This window comes from Hydrogenophaga sp. RAC07, from assembly GCF_001713375.1.
Lineage (GTDB): Bacteria > Pseudomonadota > Gammaproteobacteria > Burkholderiales > Burkholderiaceae_C > Hydrogenophaga.
In genome coordinates this window covers 3,592,442-3,614,475 of record NZ_CP016449.1, presented here as the reverse complement: position 1 = coordinate 3,614,475, position 22,034 = coordinate 3,592,442, and the positions used below count along the sequence as shown (strand labels likewise).

At 59.7% G+C, this 22,034-nt stretch carries 13 protein-coding genes and 1 pseudogene; 4 read left to right on the top strand and 10 right to left on the bottom strand.

The features are described from left to right. Positions 1-2: 2 nt before the first annotated feature. Positions 3-800 (bottom strand): DUF2726 domain-containing protein, encoded by a 798-nt coding sequence (locus tag BSY239_RS16885; RefSeq protein WP_069047817.1) that lies wholly within the window; start codon positions 798-800, stop codon positions 3-5. Between the two features lie 162 nt (positions 801-962). Beyond that, positions 963-1,460, bottom strand: a complete 498-nt coding sequence (locus tag BSY239_RS16880; RefSeq protein ID WP_069047816.1) for an Lrp/AsnC family transcriptional regulator — start codon at positions 1,458-1,460, stop codon at positions 963-965. Positions 1,461-1,595: 135 nt separating this feature from the next. On the opposite strand from BSY239_RS16880, the gene glmS reads away from it, so the two are divergent. Beyond that, complete coding sequence (glmS, locus tag BSY239_RS16875) at positions 1,596-3,464, top strand: glutamine--fructose-6-phosphate transaminase (isomerizing) (protein ID WP_069047815.1); 1,869 nt, start codon at positions 1,596-1,598, stop codon at positions 3,462-3,464. A gap of 270 nt (positions 3,465-3,734) precedes the next feature. Next, positions 3,735-4,886 carry a phospholipase D family protein gene (locus BSY239_RS16870; RefSeq protein ID WP_069047814.1) on the top strand — a complete coding sequence of 384 codons (1,152 nt, stop codon included), beginning with the start codon at positions 3,735-3,737 and terminating at the stop codon, positions 4,884-4,886. 168 nt (positions 4,887-5,054) lie between these two features. Here BSY239_RS16870 and BSY239_RS22520 read toward each other — a convergent pair whose 3' ends face one another. The 8 genes and pseudogenes from BSY239_RS22520 to BSY239_RS23090 all read right to left on the bottom strand — a co-directional run. Then, entirely contained in the window at positions 5,055-5,708 is a 654-nt protein-coding gene (locus BSY239_RS22520) for a hypothetical protein (protein ID WP_156775521.1), read from the bottom strand. Continuing rightward, the gene (locus tag BSY239_RS16865; protein WP_069047813.1) at positions 5,614-12,126 is read right to left on the bottom strand and encodes an ATP-binding protein; all 6,513 of its coding nucleotides are present in this window, start codon (positions 12,124-12,126) and stop codon (positions 5,614-5,616) included. Before BSY239_RS16865 ends, BSY239_RS22520 begins: the two co-directional genes overlap by 95 nt. A 64-nt stretch (positions 12,127-12,190) precedes the next feature. Further along, positions 12,191-14,149, bottom strand: a complete 1,959-nt coding sequence (locus BSY239_RS16860; RefSeq protein ID WP_069047812.1) for a UvrD-helicase domain-containing protein — start codon at positions 14,147-14,149, stop codon at positions 12,191-12,193. Beyond that, entirely contained in the window at positions 14,146-16,524 is a 2,379-nt protein-coding gene (locus BSY239_RS16855; protein WP_083240035.1) for an AAA family ATPase, read from the bottom strand. The genes BSY239_RS16860 and BSY239_RS16855 overlap by 4 nt, the downstream gene beginning before the upstream one ends. A 459-nt stretch (positions 16,525-16,983) precedes the next feature. After that, positions 16,984-17,919, bottom strand: a complete 936-nt coding sequence (locus tag BSY239_RS16850) for a TniQ family protein (protein ID WP_069047811.1) — start codon at positions 17,917-17,919, stop codon at positions 16,984-16,986. A gap of 1 nt (position 17,920) precedes the next feature. Continuing rightward, positions 17,921-18,298: a helix-turn-helix domain-containing protein gene (locus tag BSY239_RS22195; RefSeq protein ID WP_083240034.1), complete on the bottom strand. Its 378-nt coding sequence runs from the start codon at positions 18,296-18,298 to the stop codon at positions 17,921-17,923. Between the two features lie 93 nt (positions 18,299-18,391). Further along, positions 18,392-19,660 (bottom strand): TnsD family Tn7-like transposition protein, encoded by a 1,269-nt coding sequence (locus BSY239_RS16845; RefSeq protein WP_236944092.1) that lies wholly within the window; start codon positions 19,658-19,660, stop codon positions 18,392-18,394. 21 nt (positions 19,661-19,681) lie between these two features. Further along, positions 19,682-20,161: pseudogene (locus BSY239_RS23090) on the bottom strand (TniQ family protein); the annotation flags it as partial. A 289-nt stretch (positions 20,162-20,450) separates the two neighbouring features. Between BSY239_RS23090 and BSY239_RS23085 the strand changes: the two are divergent. Together BSY239_RS23085 and BSY239_RS16835 are read left to right on the top strand one after the other, a co-directional pair. Further along, complete coding sequence (locus BSY239_RS23085; protein WP_069047809.1) at positions 20,451-20,765, top strand: DNA-binding protein; 315 nt, start codon at positions 20,451-20,453, stop codon at positions 20,763-20,765. A 286-nt stretch (positions 20,766-21,051) separates the two neighbouring features. Then, complete coding sequence (locus BSY239_RS16835; protein WP_156775520.1) at positions 21,052-22,032, top strand: hypothetical protein; 981 nt, start codon at positions 21,052-21,054, stop codon at positions 22,030-22,032. Positions 22,033-22,034: the final 2 nt, after the last annotated feature.

Here is a 22,034-nt window from a genome sequence, read left to right as displayed (position 1 = left end):
GTTCAACGGCCGCCGCGCACGTCCATGGAATCGAAGCGGCTCTCTCCCGGTGACTTGCTGCTGGGCCCGCTGCGTTCGCCGCTTTTGCGCGGCGCGTTGAAGCCGCTGTTGCTGTAGGCGCTGCTGAAGCCGCCGCGGCGGGTTTCCTGGTTCAGGTCCATCAGGCCGCTCAGACCCATCACTTCGGAATCGCGGAACGCCGTGTTGGTGTTGATCGAGTCGAATTCCGAGAGCTGGCTCTCCAGTTGCTGAAGGCGGCTGTCCCGATCGTCTTCCTTTTCTTTCTCTTTCACGATGGGTTTGGGCAGCTCGGCCAGGTTGAGCTGCTTGCGAAAATCCGCCGGGGAGGGCATGCGGTGCAGGCCGTTCTTGAGAAACACGAAGCGCACGCCGGCGCTCTTGAGGATGCGGTTCTTCATCTTCACCATGTGGGCCTTGTGCCGGGCGTTGCTCAGGGGGTGTTGTTCGATGTCGAAGGCGAAGGTGGGCTTGCCGTCGTCGCCGCACACCACAAAGTCCACCTTCTGTTTGTTCAGGCGGTCTTCGGCGCGTTTGCGGTTGGCGGCGCGGCGCACCGACAGCAGGTCTCTGAGCAGCAGGTTGGGCAGCACCACCTGGCCAGGAAAGGTGTCCTGCAAGTAGTCCAGCATCTGGGCCTGCTCGGGCGTCATCAGGCGTTCCGGGCTGTAGCGGTCTTCGCGGCCCGACGATTCGCGGGTGGAGCGAAAGCGCCAGACGGCCAGCGCCACCAGGCCCAGCACGGCCAGCGCTCCCAGCACAGCAATCCACGTCGTGTTCATCAAAACCTCCAGTTCACGGTCCGCCTTTTCAGTTCGGCTGAAGGCGAAGGTTGTTACATAAAGTTTGGTTCGTCAACTCATGGACGTGGCAAGAAGTGCGCCAAGCGTGCGCTATGTATCACGTTTTCGCTGCCGCCTGAGTACCAATGTGGTGCATTCGACTCACGGGGACGGTTTCACTGGCAAGGCCAGCCGCGGGTCGAATTTGGCGCGCTTGAGACTGAAAAACGCCTTGATGTTGCGAACGTTGGCGTCGCTGGTGAACAGGCGCTGGGCAAGCGCGAGGTAGTCCGGCATGTCGTGGCAATGGACCACCAGCATGAAATCGGGCCCGGGGCTGACGCGGTAGCACTGTTGCACCTGCGTCACGGGCAGCACACGCGCCTCGAACGCGTCGAGCCATTCGGCGCCCTGGCGCTCCAGCGTGATCTCCACCAGAGCAGTGAGCCCGTGCCCGAGCACCGGCGCCAGGCGATCGGCGCTCAGGATGGCCACTTCGCGCTCGATCAGACCCAGCTGGCGCAGCCGTTTGGTGCGCCGCAGGCTGGTGGGCGGCGACAGGTGCGCCTGTTCCGCCAGGCTCTGGTTGCTCTGCGAAGCGTCTGTTTGAAGCAGATCGAGCAGGCGCAAGTCCGCTTCGTCGATCGCGATTTCTTCCATATCGGTCATGTCGATGATCGTAATCAACTTGATGACGGTGAAACGAAATTATTGTAGATAGGGTGTGACATTTTGATCTTTTATTTCGAGCCAGAGTCACTAGCATCGGCTCTTCACCAATTTTCGGAGAGCAGCATGTGTGGCATCGTCGCAGGGGTTTCGGGGCGCAATGTGGTGCCCGTGCTGGTTCAGGGCTTGCAGCGCCTGGAGTACCGCGGCTATGACTCCTGCGGTGTGGCGGTCCACACCGGCGGCCTGCAGCGCGCCCGCAGCACGGCCCGTGTGGCAGAGCTCGCGCAGCAGGTGCAGACCGACGGCATTGCCAGCGGCACCGGCATCGCCCACACCCGCTGGGCCACCCACGGAGCGCCCGTGGTGCACAACGCCCATCCCCACTTCAGCCATGGCCCTGGCGCTGCCGAAGGCACCGCGGGCCGGGTGGCGCTGGTGCACAACGGCATCATTGAAAACCACGACGAGCTGCGCGCGGCGCTGCAGGTCAAGGGCTACGTGTTCGAGAGCCAGACCGACACCGAGGTCATCGCCCACCTGATCGATTCACTCTACGAAGGCGACGTGTTCGCCGCGCTGCAGGCCGCGGTGGTGCAGCTGCACGGCGCGTACGCGCTGGCGGTGTTCCACAAAGACGAACCCCACCGCGTGGTGGGTGCGCGCGCCGGCTCGCCTCTGGTGCTGGGCGTGGGCTCGGTTGACGGCGTGCCGGGTGCAGAGCACTTTCTCGCCAGCGACGCCATGGCCCTGGCCGGCGTGACCGACCAGATCGTGTACCTGGAAGAGGGCGACCTGGTGGATCTGCAGCTCGGCCGCTACTGGGTGCTGGACGCCCAGGGCCGCGCCTTGGATGCCGCCAAGCGTCCGGTGAAGACCGTGCAGGCCCACAGCGGCGCGGCCGAACTCGGCCCCTACCGCCACTACATGCAGAAGGAAATCTTCGAACAGCCGCGCGCCATCGGCGACACGCTCGAAGGCCTGGAAGGCATCACACCCGAACTCTTTGGCGACGGCGCGTACCGCATCTTCAAAGACATCGACAACGTGCTGATCCTGGCTTGCGGCACCAGCTACTACAGCGGCTGCACCGCCAAGTACTGGCTGGAGAGCATCGCGAAGATTCCCACCCAGGTGGAAGTGGCCAGCGAATACCGCTACCGCACCAGCGTGCCCAACCCGCGCACCCTGGTGGTGACCATCACGCAGAGCGGCGAGACCGCCGACACCCTGGCCGCACTGCGCCACGCACAGGGCCTGGGCATGAAGCACACGCTGACCATCTGCAACGTGAGCACGAGCGCCATGGTGCGCGAATGCGAACTGGCCTACATCACCCGCGCCGGCGTCGAGATCGGCGTGGCCTCCACCAAGGCCTTCACCACCCAGCTCGCCGGCCTGTTTCTGCTCACGCTTGCACTCGCCCAGGTGCGCGGCCATTTGAGCGACGAAGACGAAGCCAGCCACCTCAAGGCCATGCGCCACCTGCCCGTGGCGCTGCAAGCCGTGCTGGCGCTGGAGCCGCAAGTGATCAGCTGGGCCGAAGACTTCGCGCGCATGGACAACGCGCTCTTCCTCGGCCGGGGTCTGCACTACCCCATTGCGCTCGAAGGCGCTTTGAAGCTCAAGGAGATCAGCTACATCCACGCCGAGGCCTACCCGGCCGGTGAACTCAAACACGGCCCGCTGGCACTCGTGACCGCAGCCATGCCCGTGGTGACCGTGGCGCCCAACGACACCTTGCTGGAAAAGCTCAAGAGCAACATGCAGGAAGTGCGCGCGCGCGGCGGCGTGCTCTATGTGCTGGCCGACGCCGACACACGCATCACCAGCAGCGAAGGCATCCACGTGATCCGCATGCCCGAGCACTACGGCGCACTCTCACCCATCCTGCACGTGGTGCCGCTGCAGATGCTGGCGTACCACACGGCGCTGGCGAAGGGGACCGACGTGGACAAGCCCCGCAACCTGGCGAAGTCGGTCACCGTGGAGTGAAGGGCGGAGTTGGTCACTGACTGTGAACCCGAAAAATGAGGTCTGTCGGAGAAAAATAGGTCTGTCGAAAACACCTCTTAAAAGGTAACAAAACGTCACCTTCTTGTTACTGTTTTCCTGACATCGGCTGAGGCGAAAAGCGACAGACCCCCTCGCTAGCCAATGACCTACCTCGTGTGATGAGGGACGACAGTCTGCAGCGTGTGACGTCGGTGGGCGTTGCCATGCGTACAGGCCCTCGTCTTGCGTGCAACAAATGGGAGGAACGTTATGAACCTGATACTGCTGCCCGATAGTGGTGACAAGAGCCTCGAGCATCACTACATGAACGCGCTGAGTAAGGCGGTCGAGCTCTACATCGTCTCGGCCTACCTGACGGAATGGGACGCTCCGGCCAAGCTAAACGACGACTGTAAGAAGTTCCTCTTCATTGTCGGCAAGGACTTCGGTATCACCCGCAAAGAGGCATGCCGTGAGGTCATGGGCTGGCTTCCGAAGCGATTCGAAGGGCAGTTCAAGGTGGCGACGGGAATTGAGGGGTTCCATCCGAAGGCGATGTTCTGGCGAGAGGGGAACGGCAGCTTCCACGCGCTTGTCGGCTCATCCAACCTGACTAGGGCAGCGTTCTCACGCAATCACGAGGCGAACGTCTACTTCCAAGCAAGCGAGTCACAATTCAACACCGCACGCGGTTGGGTCGAATCTATGACGACCTCGTGCCTTGCAGTCTCAGAGGGTTGGCTAGCGATCTACCGGGAGGCCCCCCGTGGTGGACCGACCGGTTCGTCAGGAAAGTCCTCAGCAGAGGAACTACTGGACGCCTTGCAGTTGCCACAGATTGCCGGAGCGGCTGAAATAGTCCGCAAGCGCCGGGATCAACTCGCGAGCTATGAAGTTCACAAGGCTGGGTTGATGCGCATTTTCAAAGCCTGCGCTACCGGGCGTAAGTCGAACGAAGACTTCTATAACGCGCTGCCCGAGCACTGGAGCTTCGAACTCAACAATCGACTGCAGGGCGCAGGTTGGGAGCGCCAGGGTAAGGCGAGTGACTTCCGCGAACTCTGCCAATCGTTTCTCCGCATAGTCGACGCCCCCGCTGCGAGTCGGGACGCGGTGGTCGCCGAGGAAATTGATGCACTGCGCGAAAAGGGCGTCCGGTCTCGAGGCGCGTTCTTATCCGAGATGCTTTGTCTCCGGTTTCCGGACCTCTACCCGGTGAAGAATGAGCCGGTTGAAGAGTTCTTGGCGGCGATCAAATTCAAGGGACCGCGCGGTGCATCTGAAGGCGTTGCCTTTGTTGATCTGGCGCAGCGCCTCCGCATGACCTTGCGTGCCAATCCAAATCACCCCGCCAAAAACATCGCCGAATTGGATGCGGTGCTTTGGCTCGGCTACGGCAAGAACAGTCCAGCGCGAAAATAGGATGCCATCCCAAGCCGCAGCGCATGAAAGCTGCGCTGGGATGCCGACCGACTGACTGGCGGGCACTCGTAAGCGGCCCGTCCGCCCCGAGCACGATAGGACTGCGGTAAACCCAGCGCTAAAACGCCAACTGCTCTATTCGAGGGGTCTTCTCAATGACAATCCCTCCTACGTCTGTCGCTTTGCCTTGGCTCGTCGCGGTACGTCGCCGACCGTTTCGGCAGGTGCATTTTCGGCGGAGCTTTCAACGAGTTCTCCAACAGCGGTTCGCAACCTCTGCAGTAGGTTTGAACGCGAGCGCTCAATCTCTTCCGAGGCTGTAATGGCGGAACGTTTCCGATTGCCAGACCCATTGGAGGGGCCACTTGCGAGCAGGTCATAGGTCGCTCTAGCCGCCGCTAAGAAGTCCTTCTCTTCACCAGACAAGAACTGCTCGACGATTTCTTCTACCCCGGGTGGAGGGTTCGGCAAGATGTCTGCAAGGCTCAGCACCGCCAATCTTGATGCGAGATCGAAGACCTCCAACGAGCGTGCGACGCTTGTAGGCGCTTCCCGCAGACTCAACGGCGCGAAGAAGCCCTCTTTTGGATGGATCGCCGCTAGCACCTGGGCAGCCTTTGCGTAGCGAGCAAGCGGGGTGATGCCGATTGGATTGGCCTCCCTGTGAGCCCAAATCCTCAGGATCAGATTGGCGACGCGATCTTCCGCAGCTGGACGCTCAGCATGGTCAGCGTTTTTTGCTGCGACTAGGAGTTCCGCGAGATGGTGTGCCATCCATCGGCCTAACGTGTCCACGCCGTCTTGCAGTTTGAGTTCCTTCACGAGATGCTGTCCAAGCTCCAACACACCCGTCGGCAGCTTCGATGGATCCGTCCCTACGGAGGACGACGACCAGGTCGTACGAGACACTCTTTTTTTCTTCTGAATCATCGATGCCATATCCGTCTCCCGTTCTCCTGGTCAGATCAATTTCCACGACAAGGTCCATTTGCCGTTCGAGTAGAAAATCTTGAATCGCAGACTTTGAACCAATCAGCCGATGACCGTATGACCGCGGAAAATCGGACGGATACTTGAGCGTCGAATCAGACATTTCATCGCTCCAAGCGATGTACCTAAACTTCACTTCACCGTCGGCCCCGACCCAGCGCCCGGATTCGCCATCCTTAGAGCTTACGAGCCCAAGGACTTTCGACGCATTGGCTCCGGGCTTCACCGCACACGAAGACACTTCGCGTCGAACCGCATCGTCGCCGTCAAGCCTATTGTCTCGCTCAGGGTGAAGCAGCCAGCCAATCAGCTTATAGGGCGCCTCATCGATCTCAAGATGGTCGCCCTGCTCTGGAATCTTGTAGTCCCAGGCGTTGTCGATTGACTGAAGAGCCCGCACTAGCGCGGAAGCAGTTTCGGGCGACACCAGGGCGCTGGAGATGTTCAGTGTTGACTTTTTCTGACCCTGCGCCCCATAGGTGTAGCCCGCCACGACAACTTCAGAGTCCGAGTCGCCTAACCCCAGCTCCTTGAGCAGGTCTTGCTGACGCACGCGCCTCAGCCAGGCTTCATCTTCCCCTTTCGCCGAGAACCACAGACGAGGTTCAAGCGGTTTGATCCCTCGGAGATCCGACAGCCAATGGGACGGCTCCGTCAGACCGCTACGAGACCACCAATACTCCCAGTCACGCCAGCGCCCCTCTTCGGACTCCGCAAGTGGCTTGGTCTGGAGCAACTCTCCGACAACACACCACATGGCGTGCCATTCGAAATGCGTGTGCGTACGCTCAATGGTCGGCAAAGAACCATGTCGATGGGAGCTTGCCGAATTCTCGTTTCGAAAGCGATGCTGTCTTCGTTCGTTGACCCACATCCACGAATCCGTTTCCGCCCTCCACCGGTCAAGAATCCAGCTTTCCGCAACGTCCAAAAACTCACTGCCAGTTACATCAGCAAAGAGTTGAAGAGAATCCTCATACCAGTAGGGAAGCGTGTCTGTCGAGTCGAAGCGAAAGCGTCTCCCGTCCTGGTCCGCAAATCGACCGAATCCCTTGTGACCCGTCGATGGGATGGGCGGCAGGGCGGATTTTGCGACTCCGTCCAGCAGGGAAGTCTCTGCGGCACTCAGTCGGAGATGTCCAGCCCGGAGAAGTGCAACAACGCTGCCTTTGGCGAAGTGCTGACAGAGCAAATGGGGGAAGCTTGAGTTGGTGGCGATCTCAAAGAGACTGCGTCCGTGTTTCGCTACAGCAGCGGGGGACTCTGCGGCGATACGCTCGAGTGCGATAAGCAACCAAAGCCTTGCGGCAAGCCAAAAGAATTGCGCTTTGGGGTCACGAAAGTCGGGCTCGACCGATCGATCCCACTGTGCAACTACGGCATCAATGATGGTGTTTTGTCCCAACCGCCCAGCGGCTCTTAATGCATGAGCTGCATTCCAACGCACTCGGAGGTCTGCATCGCCGAGCATCGCGTAGAGCAGGCGGGCTAATGACTCGTTAGTAGCTGCGGGGATTCCAAAGCGGTCAAGCGCGTCATCCCGATTCTTCAAGTCCGCGACCTCTTTGTCGAGATGTCGCGTCAATGCTTCCGCAGCTTCTGAGGGGGTGATCTGGCCAGCCAGCACGGCAAGCACGCCGTACACGGAGGCGGCGTCCCACTTGTTGGCGTGCAGTTCAATGCCCTCCAATAGCGCCTCACAAATCTGATCGCTCGATAGGCCGCTGCCGGAAAGCATGGCTGGCAAAATGTTTGCGTCTTGCCCCCAGTGCCTGGCCGTAGAGAAGTCCGGCAGGCGTTGTGCCACTATCGTAGGCAGCATCTCACGGCACCAACCTGCGACTGCCGGAGAAGTACCGACCCACTCCAGTATGGCCTCGGAAAGCGCGATTGCCAGGTCGCTCCGCCAGGGCCGCACTTCGCAAGCTGCAAGCGCTTCGAGATGCGCTCGGCGGTCGACAAGGCGGATGCCTCGCCGAATCTCCTGAAGTACTTCCGAAGTATTGACATAGTGTTGACGCTGCCTTGCCTCCACCTCAGCCCGAAGAAGGGTTGCTTCGATCTCAGCAGCTGTGATATGTCGACCTCCAGCTAGAACCGCGGCGCGAGTAACGTCGGATGATGAGTCACCAACGTCCGAATCGCCTGTCGTCTCAGTGTCGTCCGGAGCAGCAGCCTGTCCGTCGTAAAACTGAAGCATCTCCCTTCCGCGATCGACCCATTGAGAGGACTGCGAAGCGGACGCCATTTCTGTCGTTGCCCTGACTTGCGACAACCCATTGTGGCCGTCAACCGCCAGTACCGCCAGCCTAGACAGTTCCTCTGCTGCTGCGGACCTGTCGCCTGAGTGCCGCGAACCGTCGAGATGCCTTGCAAGCGGCACAAGCAGGTCGTCGTCTACGTCGAGGCCCAAATGCAGAAGCGGCAAGGCTGACTGAATCGAGATTGTCCCGGCAGACAGGCATACCTTCAGGGTCTCCGGAAGCATTCGGTAAGCGCGCACCTGGCCGGTGTCGTCCCATCGACCAAGGGCGGCTAGGCCAACACACGGGTCCAGCGTGGCGAGCGATCTAGCTATGGCTTGCCACGGGAAGCGTTCATGATCGCCCAACACATGCCAGATACTTGCAGTCAACTCGGCGAGTTGACATGACACCGCTCGTCGTCCTTCGGTATTCAGTGCGCCTGTTGCCGTCACCGCCAAGGGTTCAAGCATCTCTAGGTGAAAGATGCTGTCGACGTCAACGTCTTCGAGCACCGCCGATGCCTCCGCGAAGATGGCCTCACTGTCATGGGGACTGATCGAACTGAGCAGCCTTGCCACGCTCACCAGGCGTTCGGCTCTATCGGTCGCGGGGGCCTTGTCGTCTTTGACCGCAGCTGCGTGTGAAACTGCACGTTGGAGTACAAAGTTATGCGCGCCACTATGCAGCGAAAGCGCCTGGAAGGTGGCCAACTCTTCTCGTGAGACATGGCCGTCCTTTGGCCGACTTGCACCACGAGCAAGCTCTCCACACTCTTCAGCATCGATGTCGGACAGGTGCAACATCGCAGCTATCGACTGACCGATCCGCTTCGCCATGGCTGCAACGTTGTGTTCGTCGCGCATCGAGTAGTCGTTTCGCCCGTAGCGAGTCACCGCGTCTCCAAGCTTTGCCCATTCGCCTTGGCGGTCGGTCCACGGGACGAGACACTTGGCACGGGCGTTATAGACCGGTAGCAAGTCCCGAACAGACTTCTCAAGTTTCTCCGCGCGCTCATCGTCGGTTCTCGTATTGACTATGGCCTTGGTCTTGCCGTCTTCTACAGACGTTGGCTTAGCGGGCCCGAAATACGAGTCAACGGTTGCGTCTTCACCTTCCAGAAGCTTCAGTAATGTGTGAGCTCGAAGAGTGGCGTCAAGGAAGTCATAAGAGCTTCGATGTACGCGGTCACGAGTCCTCACGGAAGGACTGGCGATGACCTCAAGAACTTGACGAACTTCAGGGACGATTCCCCGCCGAGCTGCAACGACCTCCGCACCGGTGAGGAGCAGCTCTATCAGGCCACTCTGTCCTCGTTGCTGCTCGATGCCGGACGTCGATGGCCCCGCGGCGAGCCAGCCACGCCGTACCCAACTACCAATATTCCTCTGCAACTGATCCAGTCCCGGATCCTTGCCTGCAAGTGCGAGCGGTACGCGGATCGTCACGTCCCAGAGCGGCGCTCCATGTAGTTCCGCGAGGACGGCCTCTACGAGCTTGCTTTCGCCTGAGGAGAGCAGCCGGTGCGTGATGATCTGTATGACCTTCGGCATCAAGGTCTTTGGGGTCCACCGACGCAGTGTCGCGATCCCCGCGCGTGCTCCCTCGGTTCGCAAGACTGCCTCGCCCTCAGCCGCGATTTCGCCATGGTCCAGCGTCCAATCCGACCGGCTGCCTTCACTGTCTTTATGACGCTTAAAGTAGGTTTCAAGCCAAGCCAGAAACTGCCGTCGCCAGTCTCGCATCCTGAGCTCATCGCCACGTATCGCCGCATCAAGCATCAGGTGGCTCAGAGTCCGACCGTGAAGTCCAACGTACTTTCGGTCTTGCAGGACTGCCTTGCGAAGACTCCTCTGTGCAAAGCGCGCGGACAGATCCAAGTTGTCTGTGAGCATCTTGCGGACCGCCTCGTCCGTACGGAGGGCGCGCGCGCCGCGCAACAGCACAAGAATCGCTTCAGAGCGGCGGCCCGCTTCCCTTGCAGCGCGCATTGCAAGCTTCAGCCGCTGTAGCTGAACTTCTCTCCGCCTAACAGGGTCCTTTATCGGTCTTGGCTCGGGATGCGACTGAGCCAGCCTCAACAGTTCAGTCCTCTCGCCGGCCGCAAGCAGCGACGCAGCGACGTGCTCAGCGCAGTATTCATCTTCATCGTGCTTTGCCAGCAGGCAAGCCGCTGCCGATGCTCGAATACGGGTGAGTGAACTTGCCGCGCGGTCAGAAATGAACGCTTCGAAGTCCTCATCCGCGAAAAACAGAAAGTTACCCTCGCGACGAAGTCCAGGCGCAAGGTCGTTGCACAGATCGTGAACATGAGCGTCTGTAACTTCAAGGACCGCCGCAAGCTGTTTTACCGGAATGGGGCGAGCGAGCGCTACAAGACCGGCGCACAACTTCCCAAACTCCACCGAGTCACCGCCCTTGCGCAATGCCTCCTTCACCCGTTCACCGAAGATCAGTCCAAGATCCTTTCCGCTGGGTTTGAGGTAGGCCAGCGCGTTCCTAGGCTGCTTGCTTGCGTAGTCAAAGGCGTAGCTCATCACCCGAGGGTTCCCGCCCGACAAAAAGTGCAAGTCCTCTATCCACCGAGGTGGCGCTGCCTTCCACCTCCGATGAATGAACTCCGTTGCCTCGGACAACGTAAAGTTGGCGACAGGAGTGAACTTGAACTCGGCCGGTAGACGCAGGATCTCCAAGCGACCAGTCCTCGCAGCGATGACTATCCGAACGTTCGGCGGGAGTTCTCCGAGAGCAACGACATCGTGAACAAAGCTGCGTTCTGGCGGCACTCGAGTCTGAGCCGCCGTCACAGAGTTGTCGGCAGCGTCGATCGCGATTACGAGCAAGGCGTCGTCGGCGCGTGACTGCACAACCTCCGCGGCCATGCGCAGCCGGGAACTGAACTCGCGAACGTAGTCCACGGAGTTCGATGCTGCTACCAAGACAGGTACGCCTAGCCGCGCTGAAATCTCATTGCACAAGTGCAGCAATGCATGGCGCGCAAGATGCCGCTGTCCGTCGGAATCCAAGTAGCGGCCAGCGCCGTAGCAGTCGAAGACTACCAGCTCTGATCCGTTGGGAAGCTTGCTCTTCAAGTCCTGCAGCGCGGTGGTCTTCCCGCTTCCTCCCTCGCCATGAAGACAGACTCTCTGTTGAACTGACAACTCGCGCGCGAGCACGTCTACACTGGCCCGGGGCACTACGTCGTCCACGGACTTTAACTGTGAAGGGCACGGAAGTAGCGCCTGTGGATCACCGACGAACATCGCCCCGAGGATTACGGACCTTGTGATCGGCGACGAGTCGCCTGGAAGCATGCGCATATAGACAACTTGGCGCAGCTCCAGCATGGCTTGGCGTGCCTCGGACGCGGCAATCCTTCCGATCGCCGAGATGACCCGGTGATGCATCTCAAACCGGGATGGACCTTGGCACTCGCTGAAGTCCAGCGCTTTTGCTAGGCGCGAAAACTCCTTATCACCCAGTCCGCTGGCGTTGAGCAAGGTCTTTCTGTCTTCGGCGGCTGTCGGGCTGGCATCCGACCTACGAGTCGCGCTTGCGCTCAGTGCCCGCAGCACTCTCCCGTGAACCGGCTGGTTGCTCACGAGCTTGACTTTGACATCCTTAGGCGAGAGCTGTGGCGCGACCCTGAGGACCTCAGCGTAGGCCGCGGCCAAGCGCGCCATAACCGAGTTGTTGCCACCACTCTTCCGAGTGGAGTGTGCGAGCCGCGCAACGCTCCAGGCGGTCCGGGGTGATGTCGTCGAGTACTTGAGCTGCTGAATCTCTACACGCGTGGCGCTGCGCAGTGAATCACCACCATAGAAGAGGGCGACGTCCACGCCCTCCCAGGCACCCAATTGCGCAGGCACCGGAATACCCTCCACCGTAACCGCGCCCAGCTCTGAGGATGCATCGAGAACTCTCAGCGCATGGCTTAGTGCCCACAAAACGTGGAAGTCGTCTCCTGCATTCGACGCCCTCGCTCCCGAGACATTTTCATGGTCCATCTTTTGCTCTCGTCCTCTCAGAGCCGTCCTTCGACGGGCTCGGGCCGTGGCCGGATGCGGCATCCTAGGGAATCTCCAAAACTTCTCCTTCAGCAAACCAGCCACTCTCGTGCCGCGCGAACTTCAGTGCGTCGGTCGGGTTCTCTGCCCACAAAACCAATGCCAGCGTTTCACAGGCCCGACTGCAAGTGACGTACAACAGCCGCAAGCTGCGGTCGATGGTCGTCTCTTTGCCGGCCTGGACATTGTCCAAATCGCGATCTCCCAACTCGGTCGCTCCAAACAACTTATCGTAGGAGATCTGGTTGCCGCCGGACTGCTCGTCATCCATGACGACCATCACATGCGTGAACTCCGACCCCTTGACCACCTGGTGCGTGGCCAGTTCTGAGTTGCCGGCGAGGTAGCGCCGGTACCGCTCCAGTTCGGCCCATGGCGCTTCGAACAACGCACACCACCCCCTTCGCCGTCGAGCATCGTCCGTCTCACTTTCCCTGCGTGGAATCGGCGCATCCGGCGGTGGCGTCTGGTCGCCAAACTGCTGCAGCAACCGAGCGTCCACCTTGAACACCTGAGCCTTGAGGATGGGCGCGATTACTTCGGCGACGTTGGCATCCGGGTTGGCACACATCGCGCCAAATGCCACGACAGCCTCTTGCATTTCTTCGGCCCTCGCAATCCGCTGACTAGCGTCGGTCGGCAACTGCTCAAGGCAGCCGGTCCGTCGCAACACGGCGGTGGCCGCGAAGTCGTTGACGGATCCATCTGCAGCCACGCAGGCCGCAAGTTGAGCAAGATCCTGAAGCAGTAGGCGAGCGGCCGAAGGTCCTGTGTTATCACCTCTGCCAGACGGCGCAGCACCGTTCGGGTCGATGAGCGTCATTGCCGTGTAGACATTCAAAAAGTCGCCGCGCGCCGCAACCAGCTTGTGCTCGAGCGCGAGCGACTGATAACCAGCAGGCGTCGCCCACGCATTGCTCTGGGCCGCCTGCCGCATCTGTGCCGCAACCCAGGCTTCTTTCTGACGTTTTTCTGGTGTCGATAGGGATGTGCTTCCGATGAACAAGCGCACCGTACCACTGGTCTTCTCGGTGCGGTGATGCTGCTCGACGCCGGAAGAGGACTGTGTACGACCGGCCAGCTTCGCCGCCCAGATCTTGTTGATGAGCTGAACTATTCGTTGCTGGCTGCGGTGGTTCATCTTTAGCTCCGGCTTTGCCCAGCCGGGAGGCACGAGGCCGGGCAGGTCGGAATGTCCGTCCATGTAGATGCGCTGACGGTGATCCCCTACGAGGCCGAGCGTGATGCCGTTGCCCCTAGGCTCCGTCAAGGTAATCAACGAGTCCAGCACGGACTTCATCGTGTCCTGGGACTCATCGATCAGTATGATCGGATGGCGGTCTCGCAGGATAGTTCGCAGCGTGGGCCGGTTCAGCAGCAGCCAAGCTGTGGCGTCCAGTACTTGGCCGTGCTGCAAGGCACCTTCTCCGTAGGTGTCCTTGTCAGGGTGGTAGATGAAGTTCGACACTCCCTTCAGGGCTTCTATGTCCGCCTCGATCTCGGCGAATTTCCTCCGATCTGTATCGCTGATTCCCCTCGCCTTGGCAGCCGCCTTGGCTTTGGCCTCTTCGAGCTGCGCTCCCTTATCAGCGATCAGCGCCTCGCGAATGTCGTCGTCAAAGCCACCGATTAGTTCCCAGCAAAATGAGTGGATGGTTGAAACGGCGACAAGTTCGTTGTTGCCCAGCCGGCCACTGATGACCGCAACGGCGTTCTTTGTATAGGTAACTACGCGTATGGATCGACCGTACAGGCGCAGGCGGCGGGCTAGCGTTCCGCCGTTCTCGTGCGGCACTACGCCGGTTAGCCGGCGCAACACTTCAACCAGCGTGTGCGTCTTGCCCGAGCCGGCGCCTGCGAACATGAAAAAGCTGCGCGGCGGCGGCTCCGTCAGGTATCCGCAGATTTCCTCGACGACGCCGGCGTCGCGGTCGTTGCCTTCAGGTGATACGGTGCAACTCATTGCGTTGCGCTTCCAGCGGGCTCAAGCTCGTCCTGCAGCCAGGCGAGGGCGTCGGCGATGTACTTCGGGCAGGTTACGTCTTCACCGGCAGCCACGCGCTCGAAGATGCTGGCTGCGAAATCACCCTTGCTGAACGAATCGCGCATCAAAGCATGAAGGTCGTTTAGCAAGTCGACCGTGGTGGCTGCTCCCGCAACCGCTTCGGCCGCGTCGGCCAGCGCGCCAGTCGGTAGTTTCGCGTTCTTGCCATCGCCATCGGCCTTCTGATGCCCACTGGCTTTGGTCGCCTCGACTTCTTCAACCAACTTGTTCAGCCCTTTGAACCACTCAATGTTGGTCAGGATCAGCGAGTCCTCGAAGGTCGACGGCCATTGGCCGCCCGCCTCGGCAACTGGAAGTTGCCATGCGAACCGCACCTTGTAGTCCGGGGCAGCGGTCCAGATAAGTTGCGCAGGAGTTGGCGCCTTGAAGTCGTCCACGTTGTGCAGTTTGGGATGCCACTCCCGTAGCGTGGCGTTGCCGCATTTGAGGCCAGCTTGGCCGGTGTTCACCGTGGCCATCCAGCGCATCTTGCCTTTGGGACCGGCCTTCTTCTCGGTCGGATCGAGGTCGGTGATGACGACGGTGGGAATCCGGAGCTTTTCGACCAAAGGCCTCAGCCTGTGGGCATGGCTGCCGCCGATGTCCAGGAAGGAGACGTAGCGGCTGTTTAACTTCTCGTATTTCAGCTCCATGAAGAGCGGCACCAGCATGCGCTCTGCGACGCCTTCCACGAACAGGGCGGCGTTGGCGAACAACAGATCGGTGTGCTGCACGCGGAAGTATCGTTCCGCGAATTGGCGTGTCTCTTCGTCATCGCCGAACACCTCGCCAAGGTCGACAACCTCGGTGCTCGGTGTCGGATGGGCTGTCGAGGGTGGTATCCGCCGGACATACCGCAGCCGGTCGAAGTCCTCGGCGTGCGCGAGATGGCTGGAATGCGTGCTTATCAGCAACTGACTTCTCAGCGCGCTGGCATCATTGTCGGCCGGGCTGATGAGCTTGTGCGCCTTGTCCGGAAAGATGCGCTGTACCTGGACGTGCAGGTGTGCCTCGGGTTCCTCGATCATGACGAGGTGCACCGGCGGCGGCGAGCCCTTCTCGGGGTTCATACGCGCGGTCTTGAACGACACCAATTGGTAGCTCAGCGACTGCAGGTTTTGGTAGCCCAGGCCGATCGAGAACTCCGGTAGCATGTCTTCGCCGGCTCCTCCCTTCATGCTGTATTGGACGGCGGTGCTGTGGTCTAGCAGATCGGCGGTGTGAATGCGCGTCCTGAACCGGATTTCCTGGGGATCGTGAAGGCCGGGGTAGCCGAGCAGCTTCACCTCGGCCACCGACGACGCCAAAGCTTCGTGGATCTTCTGGTCCAGGTCCTTCTGAGCATTGGCGACCGCATGGATGAGGTCGGCGCGTTGCCCGTGCCCGGTCACGGCGACGTTGAGATGCTGGCGCGCGAACTTCAGAAGCTGGTTTGAAAAGAGGCCGACGGGATGAGACGACGACGTGGACTTCGAGTCGGCCTCTTCTGAACCGAGGCCCCGCTGGGCGGCCACGAAGTCGACGCGGATCAGCTTGGCCAGGTGTTTGCGTTCGGCTGGCTGCGCGCCAGCCGCCAAGTTCTGGGTCTGATAGGTCTTGATTCCCCGGATGGGATTGTTGGCGGAATCGAGGCTGTACGGCCTGACCTGTCCCAGCTTCTTAGGTTCGCGTAGCCAGTAGTCCAGCAGGTCGATCGGCCAAGCCAGCGACTCGCTGCTCATGCCCTTCACGGGTTGGCGCGCCAGACTGTAAGCCCAGGCCAGCTCTTTCAGCGACGCAACATCGCTGGCGGGCTCGAGGCGCAAGCGAATGCCAACGGCGCCACCTTTCCAGATCAAGTTGGACAAGAAGGGCTGGACATAGTGAAACATCCCTGCCTCGGCATCGAACCACAGATCTAGCGTGGGCATTGCCGCCAGCAACGTAGTGAGCTGGCCTTCCCAGTCGTCGCCAACCTCCGGAGTCGCGGAAGACGGATCCTCCGCCAATGCCTCCCACTTGGCTCCCAGCGCACGAAGCGCGGGCCACTCCGACAGGCTGATGTCGAACGCGCCGAACGGCGAAGATTCAGCCAAGAAGTGCCGTAGCGCAGTGAGGATGGCGGTCTTGCCGCTGTTGTTGGCCCCAACAAGAATCGTCGTCTGTGGATCCAGGTCCAACTGGACCTTGCCTAGGCGTCGAAACTTGCACAGCTCGACGTACCGCAGAGTGATGGTTCCCGGCGGAGCTGCTGCCTTTGCTGGTGCTGGAGCTGCTGCCTTAGCTGGTGCTGGTGCTGCTGCTGGCTTGCTCATGGCGATGTGCCTCCCGTATTAATTGGCCACGATTGCCATGGCGTTGATACAAGAGGCTGCCTTGCCGCCGGTCGCGTCCGCGCGTGCTATGCCGAGCCCCTCCCTTTGCCCCAATTAGACTTCAAGCAGCGGCTGGTGGCCCGAGGGCGGCGAGATTTCGGGAAGGGTTAACGTATCGCTTGATGCGTGTCTGCAACAAGTCGACAAGCAGCCAAGCTCGTCGAAGTACGGATCCTCGCGACCCCAAGCTGACGCCAGCCTGTTGAAGAAGCTAACTTTAGTGACCCGCTCGCCGACTCTACATCCCACCTTAAGGCCTTGCACCCGAACTGCTCGAAATCCAGAAACAGAATCACGTCCGCCTAGCTGAAATGTTCTATTGCGGTGTGGCTAGAAGAACGCTGAGCCTAAGTCCTAGCCCAACAGGGGGAAGCGGCGATGCATGGTCTAGTTCAACAGTCAAATGCAGGGCTCTGCTTCAGATTCATCCGACTTGTCTGTGCGGCGAAGCTCCGCAAGTGCTTCTGACGCGGTGTCAAAAACCACCAGCGCCAGCAGCATCACCATTTGCGCCCCTGCCAGTTCTCTCTTCCCTTCGAGGAAGGAACTCGCCCCCCCTTTTTGGCCGGCCTGAATGTCGGGGTAACGGCGGTCCAGATCGGCCAGCCAGACTTTCGGGTAAACGAGTGGCACAAGCTGCAGGATACGGTTGACACACCCCTTGCGATCCTTGCCGAGTCCGATCTTCTCAGCCCGTCGGAGAATGCTGCCTGCACATACGGACGCACTGAAGGTCAGACCTCCCTCCAGAATTGCTGCGCAAAGGCTGGAGTATTCGGTAAGCTTCCGGTGTGTTTTGAGCTCTTCGGCATCGATGTCGTCGGGGATGTAGCTGTCGAAATGATCGGGTGGTCCAACGTCGATGTGGCCAAGGCTTGTCTTCTCCAAGGCAGTGCCATGCTTGTGGCACCAGACCTGGCCAGGGAGCTGATGAGAGCAGCGCCAGAAAGTCTCTCCCCAAAAGTCCATGTCCTCCCGTTGGCAGTCCGGGCACGTCCAGGCGAATTGCCGCGTTTTGCGCATGAGGTCCGTTCGACCGTAAGGGCTCTCGATGTAAGCCTCAACCTCTGCTTCTCCGGCAACGCGTCGCATACATGCCGTGAACGGCCACACGGAATGGCGGAAGACCAGGTCGGGAATGGATGCTCCCGTGTGGTCTGAGATCAACTTGACAAAGGACTCCGGTCGCATCGCTAGCTTGGTTTCCCCAAACGCCCGCTTTGTGTTGAGTGCTGCGCATGTGTCCTCAGCGTCGCGAAAGTTGTTGTGGAAGCGAATGTGGCCCCTGAAACCCTTGAGCAGCTCGTCGGGGAACAGTTGATTTCTCATGTCCATCTCAGCGTCTCCTTTGAAGATCCTCTCGTGGCTTTGCAGAGGGGGTGAAAGAACCTGATCCGAGGGCTCCCAGGCTTTCGATGACACTGCTCAGTGCCTCGGCGTGCTTGTTTGTGCCGTCCCAGACTTTCGACAGCGCCGTCATGAGAGGTGCGCAAGACTGAACATCCTTGACTCCGACAGTCTTGGTCTGACTTTGCACATAAATGCATACTGCATCCGTGCTCTCGCTGTCTCTGATTCGACGTCCATTGAGAATTCGGCTGACTTGGGATTGGCTGAGACCCGTTGCACTTGCGATTTCAGCCTGGCGCAGGTTGAGTGCTTCGACTGTCGACCTGGTTTGCTGGAGTCGGGCCTTGAGTACGGTGTCTTTCATGCCTCAATTAGTGCATAAATGCATTAACTGAGTCAAGTCAAACGGAAGCCACCAACAAGTGGCTGCGGTCGTGCCTGTGTGGAGCGATGCCGACTAGAACAGCGGCAGTTGATCTTTGGCCGAGGGGATGGTCCCCACCGAATCAGCCAGGGCGGCTTTCGTGTTGGGGAGACGATCGAGGTGCCGCAGTTGTGGCTTGAGCTCGGGCACCTGCTGATAAATCTCCCAGAGGGCGAGTTTTCGGCCGGCACGTGCGGATCTGGCGCCACCCTGTAGCGCCGTGCATGCGGCCCGCACTCGATCGCAAAGGTCTCGATCCCGCCGCTCCCATGACAGCGACGCATTGTTCGACCCCGGTAGCCTCGGTCGAGCATCCATCAGCTTCGTCAGCCAGTCTCTGTCATTGCGGTACAGCCATGCGAAGTCCGCTTTGTGTAGATGACGCAGTTCTTTTCGACTCGCTGTCGGATGTGCTTCCATCCCCTGTATCCAGTCTTCTCTGCGCTTGCATTGCTCACGCGCGCGCCAAGCCTGAGTCCAGGCCAGGTGCAGTCCTGGTTCGGTTCTGAGCGTGGTCGTGATGGTCTGCACCGACACCGAGAATCTTGATGCAGCCTCGGCCTTCGAGATCCCCTGGCGCAAGGCATCGTGCAGACTGGAACGGAGCACGACGTCAAGCTTCTTCGGGCGCCGCGCCGGAGCAATGCCTGCTTGAGCGGCCCATGCCATGGCTGTGCCGGTCGCAACACCCACCTGAGCGGCGGCTCGGCTGGCGGAATAACCTGATCCTGCCATCAGTGCGATGCACAAGGATCGCTGCGGATGTGCAACCGTTTCCGAGATGGTTGACTCTCTGGCGGTGGTTGCCTGCGCAGATTTGGCTTGGGCTGGGGGTGATGATCTGTAGGACGTGAGGAACTCGGCCCAGTCTGTGTACAGCCAGCAGATCAAACTGAGGTGGCGAAGTGGATGGGTCCGCGCTCGTTGGATCGAGCGGATCAACTGAAGCTGCGAATAGGCAGACTTCTCGTCAACCACCAAGGCTTCCAGGCCAACCACCTTGGAGAAGCTCTGGCTGAATTCCGCGAAGGATGCGCAGGCACTCTGCGCATGCAGCCCTCCAGACGATGTCAGGAAGCCCCGCTCGGCAAGCCTGAGTCTGAGTGTGCTGACCAGATGGACAGGACTGAAGTGAACTTCCAAGGGAGTGGTACCGAGTGCTTCACACATCAGGCTGAAACGCCTCAGATCGGGGTGCTCCAACACCGATTCATCTGCTATTCGATTGGTGTAAGGACCTTCCAGCATCGCCTCGTCAGGGAGGAACCATCCGAACCGACCCACACCGGTCGACTTGAGCATGGACACATCAAGAACACGTTCATGCACTCGGCACAACCACACCCCTGGGAACTGGTGCACAAGTCGCCAATAAGGCGGATGACCGACCTCCACGTCCCGTATCGCGCACTCAGTGCAGAACTTCAAGGGGTGGTTCGCTCTGAACCGACTTGTCAGTAGCCCCAGCTGAAACTTCAAGGACTTGATCCCTGGGCCACGCATGGCCCGCATCGCGTCCGCTGCGCTTGACGGCGATCGGAAGGGGAGGAAGTACGGAGCCATCGTGTGGTGTTCGATGACTTCAAGTGCAGTCCCAAGTGCGCCACAAGTTGCTTCAACGAAGTTATCGAGATGGCTTGGCAGATCGTGTGCGTGTCCGCCGCTTCGATGTCCAAAAAGAATCTGCGATGTTTGGTGATGTCGAAGCGCTAAAGAGAGCCTGTGATAGCGACTGCACAAGCTGTAGAGAGTCTCATTCTGCAGCCATCTGAGCGGAAATCCGAACGCTGCATCGGGCAACATCAAGTGCTTGTTGGTGTGCTGTCGTTCCATACTTCAGTGTGAAGTTTGCTGTGTATAAGATATACAAACGCAAAATAGTCGGATCGACAGAAGACGGACAAAAACACTCAAAAAGAGAAGGGAAGGAAGCTCTATTACAGCGCGATAGATCATTCGGCACAAGAGTGTTTTCCAGACTTTTCAAGGTCACATAACCCTGAACCAATGAGGAGGCAACAGAAGGACAGTGAAAGAGGCTGATCAACAGCGCTTCTTGCACTACCTTGCACGTTGAACCACATCAAAGGACATGGTCGCGATGACGGACTCGAGTGATCGGTGCAACGAGATCAAGGGCTACTTTGAAGCCCACGGGCGCGCCATAGGCGAGTGGGCCGATCTGAGAGGATTCAAGCGATCCCTCGTGTACGCCGTTCTCAACGGACGTGCGTTGGGCAGGCGAGGCAGATCGCATCACATCGCTATGGCACTGGGTCTGAAGAAGGATCCTCAGATGCCCGTGACACCAGATCTTCGAGAGTTTTTTGCCATGGCTGGCGATGCCAGCGCGCATCCCATGGCTGGTGGCGCTGACGAAACCATTCCCAGAAAGGAGGCTGTATGACCTCACCACCCTAGAGCATTTTCACGGGGACTGGAAAGGCGCAAGGCCTGCGTTTCTTGGGGAAACGGCAGGCCCTACTGAGTCAGTGATTTGGTTCGTGACTTGACTCTATGCTGCATCAGCTTGAACCGGCTGTCAAGCCGGGGCTGGGTCCTCCTGTGCGAGCGAAAACATTCCAGATGTGCTCGCCACTACTGCGTACCCGATCGAGCATGCGTGCTGCCTGCGTTCAGGCTGTGCTCCCGTTCGATCGGCTGTCTGTCCACGCAAGAACAGGAGTCACACCATGCACACGATCTGGAGCAGCTCGCCCACCAAATGCGAGCAGATGAGACATCGGGCGCGCAACGCGCCTGGCTGGGATAGTCAGCACACACCGGCCATCCAAGCGAAACCACGCCAGGCGCCTTCCGTGTCCTGGGCCTATCGGGTTGAGCATCCTGAACTGGGAAAGGTGATCAACGCGCTTTCCAGACCAGAGTACGACCTGCTGTTCGTCGCGCTGTTTCATCCAACGCTCTTTGACCTGCACGATCAGTTTGCGTTTGACGTTCTGCCAGGCGTTCATCCATTGCACGGGCATCCCGACCTGATTGGCACGATCACGCCCTCTCACCGGGGTACGTTGGCCATTGCTCGCGATCTCGGTGTGATGAGTTCTCACCCGAAAACGTTCATGCCGTCAGCGATCGATCCAGACGAAGGGCATTGGGTTGCCCGGCCGCTGCTTGGGGATTTCATGCTCTTCCTCTTCGACGATCAGGGACCCTACTGTCTGCACTTTGACATCAAGCACGAAGAGGGAGCACATGACAAGCCGGGCCCCGAAGTCGTCGCATCCCGCCAAGGTGATCGAAGTAAAAAGAACGCCTCTGCAAAGCTCAGGATCAAGGCACAGTACCTTGCAGAGATCGGGATTCGCGTCGTCTATCTGCACCCCGGTCAAGTCGACCTGGAGGTCGCCAGAAATCTCCGCTTTCTGTTTGCATGGATGGTGCGTGCTTCCACGCTCAAGCCAGATCAGCAAGATCAGCTCATCGAGCTCTTCCAACGCGGCATCGAAGATGGGACGCCGCCGGCAATGGTCATCTCCACTTGCGCAGCGAGGTTCGGCTGGTCTCCCGAGGAAGGTCGGCGGGTTCTCTTCCAGGCCATCTGGACGAAGCGACTTCGTGTCGATCTTTTCGACGCCATCCTGATCGACCAGCCTCTCTATCCGGAGACCAGGGACGTCATCGGCGAGTACGCCCACTGGTTTGTGAGGTGAGC

Bases quoted from the DNA above. Each gene is read 5' to 3' on its own strand.
- BSY239_RS16870 (WP_069047814.1), top strand. From the start codon at position 3,735: ATGAACCTGATACTGCTGCCCGATAGTGGTGACAAGAGCCTCGAGCAT.
- BSY239_RS16885 (WP_069047817.1), bottom strand. From the start codon at position 800: ATGAACACGACGTGGATTGCTGTGCTGGGAGCGCTGGCCGTGCTGGGC.
- BSY239_RS16855 (WP_083240035.1), bottom strand. From the start codon at position 16,524: ATGAGCAAGCCAGCAGCAGCACCAGCACCAGCTAAGGCAGCAGCTCCA.
- glmS (WP_069047815.1), top strand. From the start codon at position 1,596: ATGTGTGGCATCGTCGCAGGGGTTTCGGGGCGCAATGTGGTGCCCGTG.
- BSY239_RS23085 (WP_069047809.1), top strand. From the start codon at position 20,451: ATGGTCGCGATGACGGACTCGAGTGATCGGTGCAACGAGATCAAGGGC.
- BSY239_RS16880 (WP_069047816.1), bottom strand. From the start codon at position 1,460: ATGGAAGAAATCGCGATCGACGAAGCGGACTTGCGCCTGCTCGATCTG.
- BSY239_RS16835 (WP_156775520.1), top strand. From the start codon at position 21,052: ATGCACACGATCTGGAGCAGCTCGCCCACCAAATGCGAGCAGATGAGA.
- BSY239_RS16865 (WP_069047813.1), bottom strand. From the start codon at position 12,126: ATGGACCATGAAAATGTCTCGGGAGCGAGGGCGTCGAATGCAGGAGAC.
- BSY239_RS16850 (WP_069047811.1), bottom strand. From the start codon at position 17,919: ATGGACATGAGAAATCAACTGTTCCCCGACGAGCTGCTCAAGGGTTTC.
- BSY239_RS16845 (WP_236944092.1), bottom strand. From the start codon at position 19,660: ATGCTCAAGTCGACCGGTGTGGGTCGGTTCGGATGGTTCCTCCCTGAC.
- BSY239_RS16860 (WP_069047812.1), bottom strand. From the start codon at position 14,149: ATGAGTTGCACCGTATCACCTGAAGGCAACGACCGCGACGCCGGCGTC.
- BSY239_RS22195 (WP_083240034.1), bottom strand. From the start codon at position 18,298: ATGAAAGACACCGTACTCAAGGCCCGACTCCAGCAAACCAGGTCGACA.